This window comes from Cellulomonas sp. URHD0024 (assembly GCF_000426185.1).
Taxonomy (GTDB): domain Bacteria; phylum Actinomycetota; class Actinomycetes; order Actinomycetales; family Cellulomonadaceae; genus Cellulomonas.
Genome location: NZ_AUEW01000008.1, coordinates 117,718 through 135,055 on the forward strand (window position 1 = coordinate 117,718; position 17,338 = coordinate 135,055).

At 72.3% G+C, this 17,338-nt stretch carries 19 protein-coding genes; 7 read left to right on the forward strand and 12 right to left on the reverse strand.

Annotated features, from left to right (window positions below; translation table 11 throughout):
- Positions 1-12 precede the first annotated feature (12 nt).
- The 5 genes from I847_RS0109620 to I847_RS0109640 all read right to left on the reverse strand — a co-directional run bounded on the left by I847_RS0109620 (position 13) and on the right by I847_RS0109640 (position 4,380).
- A complete protein-coding gene (locus tag I847_RS0109620; RefSeq protein ID WP_028049528.1) occupies positions 13-645 on the reverse strand; it encodes a GNAT family N-acetyltransferase in 633 nt (210 codons plus the stop codon).
- A gap of 204 nt (positions 646-849) precedes the next feature.
- Positions 850-2,082, reverse strand: coding sequence for an RNA polymerase sigma factor (locus I847_RS0109625; RefSeq protein WP_028049529.1), 1,233 nt, complete (start codon positions 2,080-2,082; stop codon positions 850-852).
- Positions 2,083-2,105: 23 nt separating this feature from the next.
- Entirely contained in the window at positions 2,106-2,531 is a 426-nt protein-coding gene (locus tag I847_RS0109630) for a YciI family protein (RefSeq protein ID WP_028049530.1), read from the reverse strand.
- Between the two features lie 111 nt (positions 2,532-2,642).
- Positions 2,643-3,314, reverse strand: coding sequence for a hypothetical protein (locus I847_RS0109635; RefSeq protein WP_155856087.1), 672 nt, complete (start codon positions 3,312-3,314; stop codon positions 2,643-2,645).
- A 253-nt stretch (positions 3,315-3,567) separates the two neighbouring features.
- Positions 3,568-4,380, reverse strand: coding sequence for a putative protein N(5)-glutamine methyltransferase (locus I847_RS0109640; RefSeq protein ID WP_028049532.1), 813 nt, complete (start codon positions 4,378-4,380; stop codon positions 3,568-3,570).
- A gap of 86 nt (positions 4,381-4,466) precedes the next feature.
- Here I847_RS0109640 and I847_RS0109645 point away from each other — a divergent pair, with 86 nt between their 5' ends.
- Complete coding sequence (locus I847_RS0109645) at positions 4,467-5,264, forward strand: arylamine N-acetyltransferase (RefSeq protein WP_028049533.1); 798 nt, start codon at positions 4,467-4,469, stop codon at positions 5,262-5,264.
- Here the strand turns inward: I847_RS0109645 and I847_RS22925 are convergent.
- Positions 5,261-6,208 (reverse strand): diacylglycerol kinase family protein, encoded by a 948-nt coding sequence (locus tag I847_RS22925; protein ID WP_034609843.1) that lies wholly within the window; start codon positions 6,206-6,208, stop codon positions 5,261-5,263. The genes I847_RS0109645 and I847_RS22925 overlap by 4 nt on opposite strands.
- A gap of 114 nt (positions 6,209-6,322) precedes the next feature.
- On the opposite strand from I847_RS22925, the gene I847_RS0109655 reads away from it, so the two are divergent.
- The gene (locus I847_RS0109655) at positions 6,323-6,667 is read left to right on the forward strand and encodes a helix-turn-helix transcriptional regulator (RefSeq protein ID WP_028049534.1); all 345 of its coding nucleotides are present in this window, start codon (positions 6,323-6,325) and stop codon (positions 6,665-6,667) included.
- 5 nt (positions 6,668-6,672) lie between these two features.
- Entirely contained in the window at positions 6,673-7,149 is a 477-nt protein-coding gene (locus I847_RS0109660) for an SRPBCC domain-containing protein (protein WP_034609847.1), read from the forward strand.
- On the opposite strand, the gene I847_RS22930 is transcribed toward I847_RS0109660, so the two are convergent.
- A complete protein-coding gene (locus tag I847_RS22930; RefSeq protein WP_081680715.1) occupies positions 7,146-8,279 on the reverse strand; it encodes an AI-2E family transporter in 1,134 nt (377 codons plus the stop codon). The two genes, I847_RS0109660 and I847_RS22930, sit on opposite strands and share 4 nt — an antisense overlap.
- Positions 8,280-8,390: 111 nt before the next feature.
- Here I847_RS22930 and I847_RS0109670 point away from each other — a divergent pair, with 111 nt between their 5' ends.
- The gene (locus I847_RS0109670; RefSeq protein WP_028049536.1) at positions 8,391-9,572 is read left to right on the forward strand and encodes an MFS transporter; all 1,182 of its coding nucleotides are present in this window, start codon (positions 8,391-8,393) and stop codon (positions 9,570-9,572) included.
- A 37-nt stretch (positions 9,573-9,609) separates the two neighbouring features.
- Positions 9,610-11,997, forward strand: a complete 2,388-nt coding sequence (locus tag I847_RS22935; RefSeq protein ID WP_051274694.1) for a DEAD/DEAH box helicase — start codon at positions 9,610-9,612, stop codon at positions 11,995-11,997.
- Here I847_RS22935 and I847_RS22940 read toward each other — a convergent pair.
- Positions 11,994-12,854 carry a DNA-3-methyladenine glycosylase gene (locus I847_RS22940; protein WP_034609741.1) on the reverse strand — a complete coding sequence of 287 codons (861 nt, stop codon included), beginning with the start codon at positions 12,852-12,854 and terminating at the stop codon, positions 11,994-11,996. The genes I847_RS22935 and I847_RS22940 overlap by 4 nt on opposite strands.
- A 9-nt stretch (positions 12,855-12,863) precedes the next feature.
- On the reverse strand, positions 12,864-12,986 hold the full coding sequence (locus I847_RS27560; RefSeq protein WP_255346373.1) for a hypothetical protein: 123 nt from the start codon (positions 12,984-12,986) through the stop codon (positions 12,864-12,866).
- A gap of 278 nt (positions 12,987-13,264) precedes the next feature.
- On the opposite strand from I847_RS27560, the gene glsA reads away from it, so the two are divergent.
- Together glsA and I847_RS25580 are read left to right on the forward strand one after the other, a co-directional pair.
- Positions 13,265-14,269, forward strand: coding sequence for a glutaminase A (gene glsA, locus I847_RS0109690; protein WP_028049537.1), 1,005 nt, complete (start codon positions 13,265-13,267; stop codon positions 14,267-14,269).
- Between the two features lie 27 nt (positions 14,270-14,296).
- Positions 14,297-15,229, forward strand: coding sequence for a CAP domain-containing protein (locus tag I847_RS25580; protein ID WP_155856088.1), 933 nt, complete (start codon positions 14,297-14,299; stop codon positions 15,227-15,229).
- A gap of 24 nt (positions 15,230-15,253) precedes the next feature.
- Here I847_RS25580 and I847_RS26695 read toward each other — a convergent pair whose 3' ends face one another.
- The 3 genes from I847_RS26695 to I847_RS22955 all read right to left on the reverse strand — a co-directional run bounded on the left by I847_RS26695 (position 15,254) and on the right by I847_RS22955 (position 17,295).
- Positions 15,254-15,862 (reverse strand): copper resistance CopC family protein, encoded by a 609-nt coding sequence (locus I847_RS26695; protein WP_051274698.1) that lies wholly within the window; start codon positions 15,860-15,862, stop codon positions 15,254-15,256.
- A 5-nt stretch (positions 15,863-15,867) separates the two neighbouring features.
- Positions 15,868-16,620, reverse strand: coding sequence for a YcnI family protein (locus tag I847_RS0109705; RefSeq protein WP_028049538.1), 753 nt, complete (start codon positions 16,618-16,620; stop codon positions 15,868-15,870).
- Between the two features lie 66 nt (positions 16,621-16,686).
- On the reverse strand, positions 16,687-17,295 hold the full coding sequence (locus I847_RS22955; RefSeq protein WP_051274700.1) for a hypothetical protein: 609 nt from the start codon (positions 17,293-17,295) through the stop codon (positions 16,687-16,689).
- Positions 17,296-17,338: the final 43 nt, after the last annotated feature.

Here is a 17,338-nt window from a genome sequence, read left to right on the forward strand (position 1 = left end):
GCTCTGAACCCGTCACCCCAACCGGCCCACCAGACCTGAGCGAACCTGCGGCCACTCGGAGGCGACGATCGAGTAGTACGCCGAGTCGCGCACCGTGCCGTCGGTCGCGACCGTGTGCGCGCGCCGGACGCCCTCGAACCGGCCGCCTATCCGCTCGATCGCCGTGCGGGACGCGCTGTTGCGCGCATCGGTCTTGAGCGTCACGCGCAGCACCTTCCAGACCTCGAACGCGTGCGTGAGGAGCAGCAGCTTGGTCTCGGTGTTGACCGCCGTCCGCTGCGCCGACGCGGCGTACCAGGTGCTGCCGATCTCGGCGACCGACGGCGGACGCTCGTCGCTCGGCTCGATGCCTCCGACCACCCCGGGAGGCCAGGGCGCGGGCGTCTGGAACACCTCGAGGTCCAGGAAGCGCGTGCTGCCGACGACCGCATCGTCGGCCATCCGCCGAACGGCGAACGGCACCGACCGTGGCAGCTCGAGCGCGCCGCGCACGTAGCGCTCGGCGTCGTCGCGCCCCGCGGGAACCCAGGTGTACCCGAAGCTCCCGCGCTCCCCGGACGCAGCCTCCGCGAGCGCGTCCGCGTGGTCAGGGGTGAGCGGCTCGAGCCGCACGTGGCGGCCCTGGAGGACGAATGGCGCGATCACGGGCTCATCCTGCCCCGGCTCTCGCGCCGAGCCCCACCAGATTGAGCCGCCCCCGTCGGCGGCGCCCTCGAGTTCGTGCGTTCGAACCGAGTTCGTCTGTTGGAACGAACGAACTCGGTTCAGACGCACGCACTCACCGACCGACGCTGCCACCGCCGTAGGTGCGTCGGGAACCTCCACCGGGCTCGTGACCGGTTCACGGCCCTAGTCCGCGACCGCCGCAGCGGCCCGCTCGAGCAGCAGGTTCCGTTCGCGCTGCGTCGGCGCCAGGTCGGCGGCGCGCTCCAGCTCGGCGGCGGCTTCGTCCGGTCGGCCGAGCTGCGAAAGGACCTCGGCACGGACGGCGCCGAACAGGTGGTACCGCGCCATCCGGGGGTCCCCGGCGATCGCGTCGAGGGCGTCCAGGGCCGCCCGCGGGCCGTCGGCGTGCAGGACCGCGACGGCGCGGTTGAGCCCGACGACGGGGCTCGGCGCCAGCTGGGCGAGCGCGTCGTAGAGCGCGACGACCGCCTCCCAGTCGGTGCTCTCGAACGACGGCGCACGGCTGTGGCACGCCGCGATCGCGGCCTGCACCGTGTACGGACCGAGCGGCCGACGCAAGGCGATCGCGGCCTCCAGTGCCCGTAGACCGTGCTCGATCAGGGCGCGGTCCCAGAAGCGGCGGTCCTGGTCCTGCAGCAGCGTGCCGGCACCGCGAGCGTCGAACCGCGAGGCCTGCAGCTCCATGAGCGCGACCAGCCCGTGCACCTCGGGCTCACGCGGCAGCAGCCCGGCGAGCACGCGGCCCAGGCGCATCGCCTCGTCGGCGAGGTCGCGGCGCACCCAGTCGTCGCCCGAGGTTGCCGCGTACCCCTCCGTGAAGATCAGGTAGACCACCTCGAGCACCGAGCCGATGCGCGAGGGCATCTCGTCCGCCTGCGGGATCTCGAACGGGACGTGCGCCTCGGCCAGCGTGCGCTTGGCGCGGGAGATCCGCTGCCCGATCGTCGGCGACGGGGTCAGGTAGGCCCGGGCGATCTCGTCGGTGGTCAGCCCGCCGAAGAGGCGCAGCGTCAACGCGATCCGGGACTCCTTGGGCAGCACCGGGTGGCAGGTCAGGAAGACGAGGCTGAGCAGGTCGTCGCCGACGGGGTCCTCGACGATCCCGTCGGCCGGCACCTCGTCCGTGAGCTCCCGCACCAGGACCGCGTACTTCGCGTCACGGTTCCGCTCCCGCCGGACCACGTCGATGGCCCGGCGCCGGGCGGTGGTCATCAGCCAGGCGCCGGGCTTGTCCGGGACGCCGTGCGTGGGCCACTGCTCGAGCGCCGCGACGAAGGCGTCCTGGGCGAGCTCCTCGGCCAGGCCGACGTCCCTGACCAGACGGGTGAGCGAGGCGATCACCCGCGGCGACTCGATGCGCCACACGACCTCGACGGTGCGCCGCGCGTCGGCCATCGCCCCACTCCTCGCCCGGTCGCTCAGGCGTTGGACCTGGACCGCTCGATGATGTCCTGCTCCTTGGCCAGGATCTCCGGCGAGACGACCTGCGCGAAGTCCTCCATCTCGAAGAACGGCCGCACCTCGAGCACGGATCGCATCCCGGGCGTCGAGGGGCAGCGCTTCGCCCACTCGAGCGCCTCGTCCATCGAGCCGACCTGCCAGATCCAGTAGCCGGCGACGATCTCCTTGGCCTCGGTGAACGGCCCGTCCACCACCGACGTCTCGCCGTGCTCGAACACCACCTTCGCGCCCTGTGAGCTCGGCTTGAGGCCCTCGCCGCCGAGCATGATCCCGGCACTCACCAGCTGCTCGTTGTAGGCGTTCATGGTCTCGAACATCTCCTGCGTGGGCGCGACCTTGGCCTCGTCCGCGCCGTCACCCTTGATCATGACCAGGACCTTCATGGCTAGCTCCTTCGCTGTGGATGCCGTCTCGACGCTAGTGCCGGGACCAGGCCTTCACCACTACGTCGAACGGGCGGCCAAGTTCTTCGACACGGCCGCCCCGCGGGTTCCTCAGGCGTGCGACGCGCCGGCGACCTCGAGGATCCACGGCGGGGTCGCGGCACCCAGGGCCACGTCGGTCGCCACACGCAGTCGAGCCGCCGCGACCTCGTCCCGCCCGACCGCAACGTGCTGGGTCTGGCTCGTGACGCGCGACGGCCCGTCGGGTGAGTCGTCCAGCGCGAACGGACCCGCGCCCCGCGACCGCACACCCGTGAGCGGCTCGAGCGTCAGCCCGCGCAGGAACTCCACGTCTCCCGGGCCGGCCAGCCGCGACCGCGCCAGGAGCACGAGCGCCTCGAACCCGACGGTCCGCCGGTGCCGTTCCTCGTCGAACGACAGGTCCACGGCCCACTGCACCCGCGACCACCACTGCGCCTGCGCGTCCGAGCTGGCCCGTTGCCGGATCGTGAAGATCCCGACGACGATCGCGCCGATCGCCCCGAGCGCCGCGACGAGGGTCGCGATCGTGGCCGCGACCTCGTACCAGGGTTGCGACGACGCCGGCAGGAGCCGGGCGACCACGTGGCTCTCGGCGCTCGCGATCCGTGCGCCGGTGCGCAGAGCGAGGCTCGCCACGGACTCGATCCCGGTGCTGGATGCGGCGTCCGCGAGCACGCGTGTCACCGTGCCCACCGTCGCCTCCGCCATCGAACCGAAGTCCATCGCCGCTGCCCCCGACATCGTTGCCCACCCTGGCCCCTACGCCTCGCGTAGCGTAGCGGTGAGCCGCTGACCTCGACGTCTGTTCCGCGCCCGCGCGAGGCACCGGGGCGGAGGTCGACAGTGGTCCCGTGCCCGGTGCGGGCACCGGCGAGACGGAGCGCACACCATGACCGGCACCGGGAGCGAGGGTCCGCGGCAGCGCACGACCGCGCCCGGCTCGTCGGCGTACCCGATGGACCCCGACGAGGCCGCGTACCCACGCGCCCGCGGCTCAGTCCGCGACCAGGGTCCCGACGATCGCCGTCGCCTCCCGGTCGACATCCACGGCCACCCGCGCGGTGAGGCCCACGGCCTCGAAGATCGCGCGTGCCTCCTCGGCCTGCGCGTCGCTCGTCTCGACGAGCACGTGGGCGCCAGGCGCGAGCCATCGGGGCGCGAGCGCGGCGACGCGGCGCAGCACGTCGAGCCCGTCGGGACCGCCGTCGAGCGTCACCCACGGCTCGTGCAGCCGGGCCTCGGCAGGCATGCTCCCGATCACGCCGCTGGGCACGTACGGCACGTTGGCCAGCAGCACCTCGACGCGCCCGCGCAGGTGCTCCGGCAGCGGCGCGTCGAGGTCACCTTGGAGCACCAGCCCACCGACCGGCTCCGTGTTGCGGCGCGCGCACTCGACCGCCGCCGGATCGATGTCGACGGAGTACAGCTCGACGTCCGTGTCGAGGGTCTCGGCCAAGGCGACACCGAGGGCGCCGGAACCGCAGCACAGGTCGAGGACCACGACCGGCTCGTCGGAGGGCAGGACGAGCCGCACGAGCTCGACGAGCCGGGCAGACTCGTCCACCAGGAACTCGGTGCGCATGCGGGGGACGAACACCCCGGGGTCGATCTCGATCCGCAGCCCGCAGAACTCCGCCCACCCGACGACCACCTCGAGCGGCTCTCCGGACACCCGCCGCTCGACCATCCTGGTCAGCTCGCCCGCGGACTGCGCGGAGGCGAGCAGGAGGGTCGCCTCGTCCTCGGCGAACACGCAGCCGGCTGTGCGCAGCATCCGCACGACCACCTCGTACGACAGCTCTGTCACGACTTCCTCTCACGCCTGGGCCGGCCCACATTGTCCACGAGTTCGACGCGGACCGTGCCCGATCCTTCGACGACCCTGGAGGCCAGGTGACCGACGACTGGGGCGCCAGCCGGCTCGACCTCGACGCGTACCTCGACCGCATCGGTCTGCCCCGCGGCGGTTCTCTCGACGAGATCCATCGGGCCCACCTCGCCACGATCCCGTTCGAGAACCTCGACGTCCTCCTCGGTGCGGGCGTGAGCGTCGACCTGCTCGACATCGAGCGCAAGCTCGTCCACGGTCGACGCGGTGGCTACTGCTACGAGCACGCGCTGCTGCTCGGGGCGGCCCTGGAACGCCTCGGCTACCGGGTGCGACGGCGGCTGGCTCGGATCGGCGACCCGGCCGTGACTCCTCGCCCGCGTTCGCACCTGACCGTCTGGGCGCTCGTCGACGACGAGTGGTGGCTGGCCGACACCGGCTACGGCAGCGGTCTGCTCTCCCCGGTGCCGCTGCGCGACGGCGCAGAGGCGACCCAGGGCAGCGGCTGGACGTTCCGCACGGTCCTGCTCGCCGACGGTGGATGGCAGCTGCACGAGCGGCGGTCGGGCCACTGGTTCACGCACTACACCCTGCCGCCCGAGGAGACGTTCCTGGTCGACGTCGTCGCCGCCAACTGGGTCACGTCCACCGCGCCGAACTCCCGGTTCACGGCGCAGATCGTCGTGCAGCGCAAGGACGAGCACGTCGCGCACCTGCTCACGGGTCGCGAGCTGGTGGTCGAGGACCCCGCCGGCCGGCAGTCCACCACCACGGTCGCCGACGACGAGCTGGGTGCCGTCCTGCGCGAGATGGGCCTGGACCTGACCCCGGAGCAGCTGGCGGTGCTGGTCGCCAGGTTCTAGGGCGAGCCCGTCGCCAGGTCCTGCGACTCCTCCGGCTGGTAGACGCACACCAGCAGAGCACCGGGGCGGACCGTGACCTCCAGGGAGTCGGAGGAGTCGATCACGTCACCGTCGAGCTGACGCGGCTGGCGGCGGTCGGTGGTCACCACGATCCGCGAGCCGCGCAGCTTCTCCATGTTCGGCACGCGACGCCGGCGTCGCAGCACGCCGGCGACGAGCTGGAACCAGTGCCCGATGTTCTGCGGGGCGAGCACGGCCACCTCCATCTGCCCGCTCTCCGGATCCGCCTCCGGCAGCAGGTTCACACCACCTTGCAGACGACCGACATTGGCGACGAGGACGCTGCGTGCACGCCGCCGCAGCACCGGGAGGTCGTCCACCTGGACCTCGACCCGCATCTCGTCGTCGGCGAGGTGGCGCAGCGCCGAGTACACGTACGCCAGCGCTCCGACCTTGGCCTTGAGCGCGGTCGGGGCGTCGTCGACCATCGCGGCGTCCAGCCCCATGCCCGCCATCACCGCGAACACCTGCCCGTCCACCTCGCCCACGTCGACCGTGCGCCGGCCACCCTCGAGGGCGACCCGCACGCCGTCGGTCGTCTCGGTCGGGATGCCGAGATTGGCGGCGAGCAGGTTCCCCGTGCCGCCCGGGAGCACCACGAGGGCGACCCCGGTGTCGACCAGGCCTTCGATGCAGGCGCGCACCGTGCCGTCACCGCCGGCGACGAAGACCACCTCGGCGCCTTCCTCGACCGCCTGCCGGGCCTGGCCCGTGCCGGGGTCCTCGGCGGTCGTCTCGTGCCAGACCGGCGCGGGCCACCCGGCGGCCGTCAGCTGCTCGTCGACCGTCGCGCGGAGCTCGTCGAGACCCTCGACGCGGTTGGGGTTCACGATCACTGCGGACCGCTGCGGCTCGGAAGGTCGGGGGGAGGGTTCGGAGGTCACCGGGCGAGTCTGACGGCGGAAGCACGCCTCGGCCACCGGACGTCCGAGCCCGAGCGCCGGCGCGTGCCGCCGCTCTTGTTGCACCGAATGGTTCAGTGTCGTATGGTGAACCACATGGTTCAGCAACTTGACCGGCTCTACTCCGCGCTCGCCGACGCGACTCGTCGCGACATCCTCGTCCGGCTGGGCGCGGGTCCCGCGACGATCGGCGAGCTGGCGGAGCCGCACCAGATGAGCCTGACCGGCATGAAGAAGCACGTACAGGTGCTCGAGGACGCCGGTCTGGTGGCCACGGAGAAGGTCGGCCGGTCGCGGCAGTGCCGCCTCGGCACCGAGCGACTGGACGACGCCATGGCCTGGATCACGTTCTACCAGCGGCTCTGGGAGCGTCGTCTCGACGGCCTGGACGCCTACTTCACCCTCGAGAACGGCACCTCCCAGGAAGGCACGGACCCATGACGACCATGCGTACCACGACAGACGACGACACCCTCGAGCTGCGCCTGACGCGCGTCCTGCCCGCGACGCCCGACAGGGTCTTCGACGCCTACACCGACGCCGAGAAGCAGCGGATCTGGTTCTCGATCCTCGACGCGACGCCGGGCATCGTCGAGATCGAGGTCGATCTGCGCGTCGGCGGGCAGCAGACGGCCGTCTGGGGTCCTGACCGCGACACCCTCTTCCGCGAGACGCAGACGTTCCTCGTGATCGAGCGGCCCACCGCGGACGGCGTCGGGCGGTTGGTCACCGAGTCGGCCGGCAGCAGCCCCGACGGGCTGACGATGACGACGCACATCGACGTCACGTTCGAGCCGGTCGACGGCGGCACCCTGATGACCGTCGTGCAGAGCGGCTTCCCGTCCGTCGACGTGCGCGACTTCTTCGCCTCGACCGCCTGGGTCGGGGCCCTCGACCGGATCGAGGCGTTCCTCACGCGCTAAGCGGTCGCCTCGGCGGCGGCAGAGGGCCGGTCCTCGGGGCCGGCGATCTCGGGGACCGGGTCCGGGACCGCGTCGTCCGGACTGGCCAGCTCCTTGGGCCCGGTCTCGCCGGAGATCCAGAAGTAGAAGGCGTTCGAACCGGTCTTCTGCAGGAGCATCGCGCGAGTCAGCAGAGTCATCGGGACGGCCAGGATCGCGCCCAGCGGGCCGATGATGAACGTCCAGAAGACGACCGAGACGAAGCTGAGCGTCAGCGTGATGTTCACGGCGTCGGAGACGAACCGCGGCTGCACCATCACCTGGAGCGTGACGTTGACCAGGCAGTAGACGACCAGCACCGCGAGCGCCAGCTGCCAGCCGCCCACGACGAACGCGAGCAGCATCGGCGGGATGAGCCCGATGACGAAGCCGATGTTCGGGATGAAGTTGGTGACGAACGCGAGGATCGCCCAGACGACCGCGGCCGGGACGCCGAGAAGGTAGAGCGCAACGCCGTCGATGACGGCGACGATGGCACCGAAGGTCGCGCTGACGACGAAGTAGCTGCGCACGCCGCGGTTGAAGATCGTGGCCCGCTCGAGGATGTCGGACTTGGTCGGGGTGAACGCCGGGCGTCCGCGGTCGTACCGGGCGGCGTCGACGCCCATGAAGATCACGTACGCGAGGACGAAGAAGAACGACCCGGCGATGCTCAGCGCGGTGCTCGCGACCGAGGCCGCCGCGTTGACGACCTGCGTCGGGTTGATCTCCTTCGTGATCGAGCTCGCCGTGTCCTCGTCGACACCGATCGAGGCGAGCCACGTGGTGACGTCGGCCAACGACTTCTGCAGGTCGTCCTTGTAGTCGCCGATCAGGTCCGCGAACCGGATGCCGGCGAACACGAGCATCGCGACGAGGACCGCGAGGATCAGGTAGACGAGGACGATCACGGCGGTCGTGGCCATCCACGGCTTCCAACCGCGCCGCTCCAGGGGGATGCGGATCGGGTGGCAGATGATGACCAGCACCGCGGCGAGGATGATCGGCGCCAGGAAGCCGCCGGCCGCGTGCAGTCCGGCGAGGGTCACGACGAACGCGGCGAGGGTGATCAGCGTGCGTGTGGCGGGCGCGAGGCCCAGAGGCGAAGCCATCGGGCGCGCTCCTTCGCGGGATGCGGACAGGTCGCTCGCAAGATACAAGATGTCCGGACCGCGACGGGGGATCTTCCTCGCTCTGTCCGACGCTCGTGCGAGCATGCGACGGTGACGAGCGACCACCTCTGGCAGCCCGGCACGGTCCGCGACGCGGCCGGCGGCATCGTCGCCCTCGCGCTCGCCACCTTCGTCGCCATCACCACGGAGCTCGTCCCCGTCGGGCTCCTGCCGCAGATGAGCGACGACCTCGCCGTCACCGAGTCGATCGCCGGTCTGCTGCTGACCGTCTACGCGTTCATGGTCGCCACGCTCGCCGTCCCCCTCGTGCTGGTCACGCGGAGGCTGCCGCGCAAGGGCCTGCTGCTCGGCACCCTCGTGGCCTACACGCTGAGCAACGCGCTCGTCGCGGTCGCGCCGTCGTTCGGTGTCGTCGCCGGTGCGCGTGCCCTCGGCGGGGTCGCCCATGCGATCTTCTTCTCCGTCGCGATCGGGTACGCGTCGCGGCTGGTCACCCCGCAGGTCACGGGTCGCGCGCTGGCCCTGGTCACCGCCGGGGCGTCCGCGGGGTTCGTCCTCGGCGTGCCGCTGACCACCGCGCTCGGTGCAGCCGTCGGCTGGCGGGCCGCGTTCGCGGTCCTCGGTGGGGCCTGTGCGGTGGCGGTCGTGCTGGTCTCCCTGTTCCTGCCTGCGGTCGCCGGTGGCGGAGCGCCGGTCGCCGACGAGGCTCGCACCGTGAACCGCACCCGGCTCGCCGTCGTGTCCGCGACCAACTCGCTGACCTACCTCGGGCAGTACACCGTCTACACCTACGTCGCCGTCCTGCTGCTCGCCGCCGGTCTGCAGGAGGTGGCCGTCGGACCGGTGCTGCTCGGCCTCGGCGCCCTCGGGCTGATCGGCACCGCGTACGCCGTCGCCGCGCTGGACAAGCGGCCGCGCCGGTCGACGATCCTCGTCCTGCTCTCGGTCGCGCTCGGCCTGCTCGCGCTCGGCGCCGTGTTCCCGTCGCTCGCCGGGGTCCTCGCTGCCGCAGCGGTCTGGTCGGCAGGGTTCGGCGCGGTCGCGTCCGTGTTCCAGACGGCAGCGATCCGGACGCGTGGCGCGTCGCCGGACGTCATCGGCGCGCTGGTGAACAGCACCGCGAACATCGGGATCGGCGGCGGCGCAGCACTGGGTGCGCTGGTGCTCGCCGGCCCCGGTCTGGCGTGGCTGCCGTACCTGGGCGCGGCGATCATCGCCGTCGGCCTGGTCGTCGTCCTCGTGTCCCGACGAGCCTTCCCGGCGACCCCGTGACGCGGGCCGTCCCCGCTCCCCGATCCGGCGGGCAGCTGTGACAGACGCCCTCGCTGCGCGGTTCGGCGGCTCGACGCTGACCGACGCCCTCGCCCTCGTCACGAAGCACAGCGTGCTGGCCGGCGACGCGAGCACCGTGCTCCGAGTCGTCGACGACGCCGTCGCCGCGGTCACCGCCCTCGTCGAGCAGCGTCGCGACGAGCGCGTGCGCGACGAGCTCTCCCTGGTCGGCGTGGATCGGCTCGGCGAGCTCACGGACAAGAACCTGCGGCTGCGTGCGCTCGCGGCCGCCGGCTACGCGACCGCGGCCGACCTCCTGGGCCGGACGCCCGAAGACCTCGACGCGGTGCCCGGGGTCGGGCTGCAGACGGCACGCAGCGTCGTGGCCGCGATCGCGCAGCTGTCGGACACCGTCCGGACCAGCACCTCCGTCCGGATCTCGCCTGATCCGGCTCGCCGCGCCGACGGCCCGGACGTCGAGCTCCTTCGCCTCCTGCACCGCCTCCGCCGCCTGCGACCGCTCGTCGAGCCACAGCGGCCACGACTGGTCGAGTACGCGTCGTCGATCCACGACCAGCTCCCGGACGCGCGGCGCAACACCCACCCGTTCCGCCTGGCCCTCTCGCGGCACCGCACCAAGGTCCGCGCCCGGGCCGCGCTCGCCGCCCTCTTGGGCTGGGAGAACCGGTTGGCCGACCTGCCGGCCGTCGTCGCGAGCCTGCTCGACGCGTCGCGCCAGCCCGACCCGACGACCGACGCGCTCTGGGACGACTTCGAGCAGTACAGCCCGACGTACTACGCCACGCTCGAGGTCATCGTCCCGAGCGGCGACCGCGGGCTCGCCGCGCGCGGCCTGCTCACCACCGAGCTCGCCGACCTCGTCGCCGCGCAGCCGCTCGACCTGACCTGCTTGCGCGTCGAGCTGCGCGGGTACCAGGCCTTCGGGGCGCGCTTCCTGCTCCGTCAGGGGCGTGCCCTGCTGGGTGACGAGATGGGCCTCGGCAAGACCATGCAGGCGTTGGCAGCGATGTCGACGTTGGCCGCCGACGGGCAGCGCCGGTTCCTGGTCGTCTGCCCGGCGAGCGTGCTGGTCAACTGGCTCCGGGAGATCGCCTCCCACAGCGCGCTCGTGCCCCACCGGTTGCACGGTCCCGACCGTGAGGCGGCGATCGAGGCGTGGCTCGAGTCCGGCGGCGTCGGCGTCACCACGTACGAAGGGCTGGCGCACGTGCCGGCGTCTCCCGTCGGGCTGCTGGTGGTCGACGAGGCGCACTACGTGAAGAACCCGACGGCCCATCGCTCCCGCCTGGTCGAGCGGTGGACCTCGGAGGTCTCGCGCGTGGCCTTCCTGACGGGCACCCCGATGGACAACGAGCTCGAGGACTTCCTGGCCCTCGTGCGGCTGCTGCAGCCCGAGCTCGCCGGGATGCTGCCGCCCCACCTCGGACTCGTGGGCGCCGACGTGTTCCGGCAGTCCGTCTCACCGGTGTACCTCCGACGCAACGCGCAGGACGTGCTGGTCGAGCTGCCGGAGCTCGTGGTGGTCGACGAGTGGGAGGAGCTCTCACCGGCGGGTGAGGCGGTCTACCGCTCCGCCGTCGCGAACGGCAGCCTCATGGCCATGCGGCGGGCGGCTTTCGTCGGACCCGGCTCCACCAAGCTGGAGCGGCTCCTGGAGATCGTCGACGACGCCGCGCTCAACGGGCGCCGCACGGTCGTGTTCTCCTACTTCCGCGACGTCATCGACACCGTGGTCCACGCCCTGGCGACCCGTCCGGTGTACGGCCCGCTCACCGGCGACGTGACGCCCGACGACCGGCAGGCGATCATCGACGACTTCTCGGCGGCCGACACCAACGCCGTCCTGGTCGCCCAGGTGAGCGTCGGTGGGGTCGGGCTGAACCTGCAGGCCGCGAGCGTGGCGGTGCTCTGCGAGCCGCAGCTGACGCCGTCCGCCGAGGCGCAGGCGTTCGCGCGGCTGCACCGCATGGGCCAGGTGCGCAGCGTGCGCGCCCACCGGTTGCTGGCTGAGGGCGGGGTCGACGAGCGGATCACCGAGATCTTGACCGGCAAACGCGAGCTCTTCGACCAGTTCGTGCGCGAGTCGAGCCTCGCTGCCGGAAGCGTCCGCGCGGTCGACGTCACCGAGGCGCAGCTGGTCCGGGCCGTCATGGCCTCCGAACGCGCACGCCTCGGGTTCGGCCCCATCACGGACGGCGGCAGCGCCAACTGGGGAGCATCCGACCCGACCACAACCGACCCGACCACAACCGACTCGACGGCAACCGACTCGACCACAACCGACCCGACGGCAACCGACCCGGGCACAACCGACCCGACGGCAACCGACCCGACCGCAGCCGACCGGTCCACGATCGAATCAGCCACAACCGATGAAGGGCCGCGGGCGCAGTCGACGAGCTAGTGCCCGGCCGTCGCCCGGAGCGCTACCCCGACCCAGGTGCGCCACGGCCGCCACGCCTCTGCGACCTGGGCCAAACGATCCGGTTCGAGCGGCTGCGCCTCGCCGAGCGCGAGCGCTGCCGCGCCGCGGACCATCGGCTCGTTCACCGGCAGCACGTCGGTATGGCCGAGCGCCCTGACCAGGACCAGCTCCGCGTAGAACGGCCCGATCCCCTCGAACGTCTGCAGCTGCTCGCGGGTCTGGTCGGGGTCCTGGTCGCGGAGCGTCGCGGTGTCGAGCAGACCGTCGAGCGCCGCTCGCGCGATGGCGTGCATCCGGTGCAGCTTGATCTCCGGGACGGCGCCGAACTCGTGCACAGCGAGCAGCTGCGCGGGGAGCGGGACAGCGGCCATGGCCTCGTCGGCCACGGTGAAGGTCCGGCCGTGCGCTCGCGCGAGCTGGTCCCGCACCGCCGCCATCTGCCGCTGCGGCCGGCGCGCGGACAGGACCGACCAGAGCAGTGCCTCGTAGGCCGAGTAGAACAGCGGCGGGCGCAGACCGGGCCGTGCGCGCTGGGCCGCGCCGACGACCGGGTCGCGTTCGCCGAGGTCGTCGTACCCCGTCGCGTCGACGTCCACCGAGAGCACGCGGGCGACGTGGTCGGCCACGCGCTGCGGGTCGGCCTCGCCCTGCACCTCGACGCCGAGCACCTGCGGGGACGGTTGGGTGACGGCTGCCGCGACCTGTTCGGTGTACCCGTCCAGGCAGAAGGCGAGCCGCATCACCGACCCGTCGCCGGCGTCGCGCCCCCCGAACCCGAAGGTGATGCTCTGAGCCAGGTCGAACCGACCACGCACGGGAACCTCGACGACGGCCATGCTCGAACGCTAGGCGGAACCACCGACAACCCGTACTGCCCAGGCCGCGCGCGCGGCCGGGCCCCAGCCTCCCGTCTCCTGCCCGGTGACCACGGCGACGAGGAGCCGGACGACGTACACGACGACCGCCACGCAGCGGATAGACGGCCCACGCGACGAAAGGCCGCGAGGCCGTACCGTCCGAGTGCCGCGGCGAGGATGCGGCAGGCATGACACAGCCGTCCCGGCGCGTCCGCGAACGGCGGCGGTTCAGCCATCCGGCACGAGTCCTCGGCGCACGGACGCGCACACGGACTCCCCGCACGGACGCCCCCCACCGACGCCCCTGACCGCCGTTCCACGCCGTCGTTCACCGGATGGACTCCTCGCACGCGCCCCTGTGGCACGCTGACCTGTGCTGATATAGGCACATGACCAGCGAGGACGTGCACCCGGACGTTGTCTCCACCGGCACGCTGCCGCGCCGCGAGCTGGTCGAGCAGCTCATGCAGGAGGCGTACGACCGGTATGCCGGGGTCGACGACGGCGAGGTCGCCGACTACATCCCGGTGCTCGCGCAGGCCGACCCGGAACTCTTCGGTCTGAGCATCGTCTCGGTCGCCGGCGCCTCCCACAGCGTCGGTGACGCGCTGCACGAGTTCTCGATCCAGTCCGTCTCCAAGGCGTTCGTCTTCGCGCTCGTCTGCGACGCCCTCGGACCCGAGAGCGTGCTCGACGCCGTCGGTGTGAACAACACCGGCCTGCCGTTCAACTCCGTGATGGCGCTCGAGCTCAACGGTGGCAGCCCGATGAACCCGCTGGTCAACGCGGGTGCCCTGACGACGACGAGCTTGGCGCTGGGGGAGACCGCCGACGAGAAGTGGGCGTTCGTGCACGCCGGGTTGTCCGCGTTCGCGGGCCACCCCCTCGTGCTCGACGACAAGGTGTACGCCTCCGAGGCGGCGCACAACCGTCGCAACCAGGCGATCGCGCGCCTGCTGGAGAGCTACGGTCGCATCGTGCACGACCCGCTCGAGGTGACCGACGTCTACACGCGGCAGTGCTCGCTGCGGGTCTCCGCCAAGGACCTCGCCGTCATGGGCGCCACACTGGCGGACGGCGGCGTCAACCCGATCACCGGCGAACGTGTGGTGGACCCGGCGGTGTGCCGGTACGTGCTCGCTGCGCTGGCCACGAGCGGGCTGTACGAACGCTCGGGCGAGTGGCTGTTCAGCATCGGGCTGCCGGGCAAGAGCGGCGTGTCCGGGGGCATCGTCACCGTGGTGCCCGGGAAGGGCTCCCTCGCCACGTTCTCGCCTCGTCTCGACGCCGCCGGGAACAGCGTCAGAGGCGGGTTGGCCACCCGATTCCTGTCCGGCGCGCTCGGTCTGAACCTGTTCGCTTCGCGTCCAGAACCCAGGACGGACTCCCGCTAGACCCCGTGGAGCCGATAGGTTCCCGAGATGTCCCTTTCGTCCCCTCCAGACGAACCGCAGACACCAGGAGCGGTTGCGCCCTCGCGGGTGCGCTCTGCGCACGACCCGACCGCATCGCTGCCCGGTCCCCAGCACAGCCGGGCCGTCGCCTCGAGGTTCTGGGACGTCACACGCATCGTCGCGCTGTGCACGTTGGCCCTCGCCCTGGTCACGGTGCCGGTCGCCTGGGTGCAGCGTGGCGGCGCGCCGACCCAGGCCGACTCGTCGAACGCCGCGAAGTCACACGAGAAGGTCCCGCCCGACGAGCTCGGCTTCTCGACGGACACGCCGTCCCCCGACGACCAGGCGTCCCCCGGTCCGGGCGCGGCCACGGCACTCGCGACCGCGCCCGCCGCGGGCTCGACCGCCGCGCCGACCGCCAAGCCGCGCCCGAGACCGAGGCCGAGCAACAGCTCGACGCCGAGGTCGAGCGCCGCTGCCCCGCCGGTTGCGGCGGCCGCACCCGCAGCCCCGGCGCGAGCTGCTCCGACGCCGACCACGCCTCCGCCGGCTGCACCCTCACCGGCCGCCAAGCCACCCCTCGTGGTCCCTCCGCCGCAGACGGCCCTGACCGACGAGATCGTCCGGCTGACGAACATCGAGCGCACCAACGCCGGCCTCGACCCGCTGACCAAGAGCCAGTGCCTCACCGGCCAGTCGAACTACCGCACGGCGGTCCTGGTAGCCGAGGACCGGTTCGAGCACGACCCGCTCGACCCGGTGATCGCCGCCTGCGGGATGCCGCACACGATGGGCGAGAACATCATCCTGGGTTACAGCGACGCTGCGGCGGCCGTCCAGGGCTGGATGGACTCGCCCGGTCACCGCGACAACATCCTCAACCCGGCCTACACCGAGATCGGCGTCGGGTGCACGCTCGGTCCGAAGGGTCAGCTCTGCGGGCAGCTCTTCCTCGGCTGACCCGGCTGACCCGGCTGGCCTGCCTCACTCGTCCGCCGGCACGTCCCGCGGTCGACGTCGGCGCCAGAGCAACCAGGACGTCGCGACGGCCGCGATGACGACCAGCACGACCACCGGACCACTCGACCCGGTACCCGAGCCCGAGGCAGCCGGGCTCGGGGACGACACCGGGCTCGGGGACGACACCGGGCTCGGGGACGACACCGGGCTCGGGGACGACGCCGGCGAGCCGCCGATCGTCGTCGCACCCGTCGCCGTGAACGAGAGCTCACCGACGATCGGGTGGCCATCGGCCGACGTGACCCGGTACGTGACCGAGTAGGCGCCCGCGGGCAGCTCGCCCGTGAGGTTCTCGGTCACCGTGCTGTCGACCAGCCGGGGTGGTCCGTCGCTCACGACGGTGCCGTCAGGAGAGCGCACCTCGATCTCTGTGCCCATCGCCAGGGCCGGCTCGTCGAACGTCAGGGTCACGTGGTTCGGCGCGACAGCGACCGTCGAACCGTCGGCCGGGTCGGTGCTGCGCAGCACGTCGTGGGCCTGGGCCGCCGGTGCACCGATCACGCCCGCGACCACCAGCCCGACGAGGAACAGCCCGCAGATCCCGGCAGCGCGCGGACCGGGACGCTCCCGCATCCCCATCAGGCGCCCGCCCGCCGGCCGCGAGCGGCCAGCGCGACGACGAGCGCCGCACCGCCGAGAGCCAGGGCGACGACCGCGAGCGTGCGGGCGATCGTGTCGGGCTGGTCCTCCTGCTCGGAGGCGGTCGGGGTCGCTGTCGCAGCCGCCGAGACCGTCGGGGTCGCCTCGGCGCCGGCCGGCGCCGCGTGGTCGTGGCCCTCGCCGTCGGCGGCCGTCGTCGTGAAGGTCGGGAGTGGGTGCTCGGGCTCCTCGCCGCTGTCCGGCGTCGGCTCCGTCCAGTCGACCACCGTTCCGTCGGTGTACACCTGGTGCGTCGGGAACGCCAGCTCGGTGCCATCGTCGGGAAGTGGGCCCACCGAGATCTCGAACTCCTGGAACTGCCCGTCGGCGATCTCACTGCCGGCCGTCGCCGTCCAGGTCACCGTCGCGGGGGCCTCGGTCAGCGTGGTGCCGAAGAAGTCGACGGGCTCGGGCAGCGGCGCCTTGACGACCGCCGCCGTCCAGCCCGGGATCGGCTTGGTCGACACGGAGAGCAGCGGGTGGTCGGTCGGCAGGTCGACGACGACCTGACGGGTCTCGGCCGTGGCCGACTCGTTGGGGACGCGGACCGTCAGAACGGTGAACTCACCTGCCGCGGTCTCGTCGGGGTCGACGTGGACGTGCGCGGACGCGGCTGCCGCAGTGAGCACGACGAGTGCGAGGGCAGCGACGGCGACGGTCGCGATGCGGGTACGACGGCGGATCGATGGCATGAGGAGCTCCTGGCTGGGGTGGTCGACGGGGTGCGCATGCGCACGCCCCGCCGCCGCCTGAGGAGCTCAGGCCGCCAGCGTGACGTGCGCAGGGCAGACCGGTGGCCCGCGCAGCGGGACGACGCCGGCATCGCGTCGCCCCACCGCATGCGGCATCTCGACCATGACCGGAAGACATGCCAGCGTCGGCAGTGGGACAGGCGCCAGCAGGGCGATCAACGGTCGGAGCCACGTACCGACCCACGCGAGCGCGCGCTCCGTACCCGCGATCAGCAGTGCGGTGACAAGCGTCGCGACGACGTGCACCCAGAGCATCGCGGACCCGCCGGCGCCGGGCAGCTGCGGTGGGACCGCAGCGCACGCAACCTGGACGGTGTGCACGTGGCCGGTCATCTCCTGTGCCGGTACGCAGCCCATGCCGCTCAGCGCCCCGAACGCGTGGTGGAGACCCAGCTGCCCGACGCCCAGCAGCGCGACCGCGGCCGGCGCACCGATCCGACGACCGCCGAACGGCACCCCGGCCGCCAGCACGACGGCGACGAGGGGCACCACGACGACCGCCGGTGGGACGGCCCCGCCGCCGAGCACGTGAGCGCCGAGCGCGAGAGCGACGCTGCTCAGAGCGACGACGAACGCACGCACCAGGCGCGCGGGTCCGGTCGCGTGTTCGGGCACGGCCGCAACCGTACCGGTGAACGAGCGGCGTGGGCAGGGCCCG